Annotated in this window: 1 protein-coding gene; it reads right to left on the bottom strand. The window is 64.7% G+C overall.

What is annotated here, in order from left to right; genetic code table 11:
* Positions 1-5: 5 nt before the first annotated feature.
* Positions 6-1,162, bottom strand: a protein-coding gene (locus NJD74_RS19560; RefSeq protein ID WP_087944427.1) for an IS3-like element ISStma5 family transposase whose coding sequence is annotated in 2 segments (ribosomal slippage) — positions 6-922 and positions 922-1,162 — 1,158 coding nt in all. Because the reading frame shifts where the segments join, the coding sequence is not laid out codon by codon here.
* Positions 1,163-1,225: the final 63 nt, after the last annotated feature.

Genomic DNA, 1,225 nt, shown 5'->3' with positions numbered 1-1,225 from the left:
GGGTTCTACCCCGAAATCACGGACGGTTGTAAAAGGGCTGAGAACTTCTGGTCTTGCCTGGCGACCCTTCGTCGCATCCTCGGGTTGTGGAACCGCTCGATGTATTCGAACACATCCGCCCTCGCGGCATCGAGCGTTGGGTAGGTCATGCGGTAGACCCGCTCGCGCTTGAGCAGGCCGAAGAAGCCTTCGCACGCGGCGTTGTCACCGCAGTGGCCCACCGCGCTCATCGAGCACACCAAGCCGTTGGCCGCCAGGTAACGCTGGTAGTCGCCGCTTCGGAACTGGCTGCCACGGTCGGAGTGCAGGATCAGTGGATGGCTGCCTTGGCGCTGCCAGACCGCCATCTGCACGGCCCTGATCACCATCTGACGATCCTGACGATGATGCATTGACCACCCCACCACCCGCTGGTCAAACAGGTCCAGCACGATGCACAGATACAGCTTGCCTTGCCGGGTCTTGAGCTCGGTGATGTCGGTGACCCACCTGGTCTCCGGCTCCAACGCGGTGAAGTCCCGCTCCAGCAGGTTGCGCACACCCGGCGGCGTCAGCGCCGGCTTGCCGCGCTGGCCTCGCCGCTTCGGTCGCGGCCAACCCTGCAGGCCATCGGTCGCCATCAGACGCGCCACCCGGTTCAGGCTCGCCGTCTCGCCTTCCTCGGCAAGGTCTTCATGCATCCGGCCGGCGCCCAATGTGCCCCGGCTGTCCTCATGCAACTCACGGATCCGGCCGAGCAAGCGCTGGTTGTCGCGCTCCCGGGCACTGGGCAAGCGCTTACTCCAGTCGTAGTAACCGCTGGCCGAGACCCGCAGGCAACGACACATCAGTCGCACTGGAAACTCATCGCGGCAACGTTCGATCACCTGATACCTCAGGATGATCCCTTGGCAAAGAACGTCGCCGCTTCTCGCAAAAAATCCCGCTCCTTCTTCACCCGGGCCAGCTCGCGCTTGAGCCGCGCCAGTTCCTCGTCCCGGGGCGTCCCGGTGCCACCGAAGGCCACCTGGCCCCGGCTCTGGGCCTCCCGCTTCCAGCGGGTCAGCAATGCATCCCGGATCCCCAGCTCCCGGGCCACCTGGGCACAGCTGACGCCCGGCTGGCTGGCCTGCTCAACCGCACCGCGCTTGAACTCGGTGCTGAACTTCCTTCGCTTCGACATGAACACTCCTCATGGCCTTGATCGGCCTTCTCGTAAGTGTCCGTGAAAACGGGGGTGAACCCC

This window comes from Stenotrophomonas sp. RG-453 (genome assembly GCF_033843685.1).
In the GTDB taxonomy this organism is placed as follows: domain Bacteria; phylum Pseudomonadota; class Gammaproteobacteria; order Xanthomonadales; family Xanthomonadaceae; genus Stenotrophomonas; species Stenotrophomonas bentonitica_A.
Note: the sequence above shows the minus strand (reverse complement) of the source record. Positions and strands in the feature narration are given on the sequence as shown.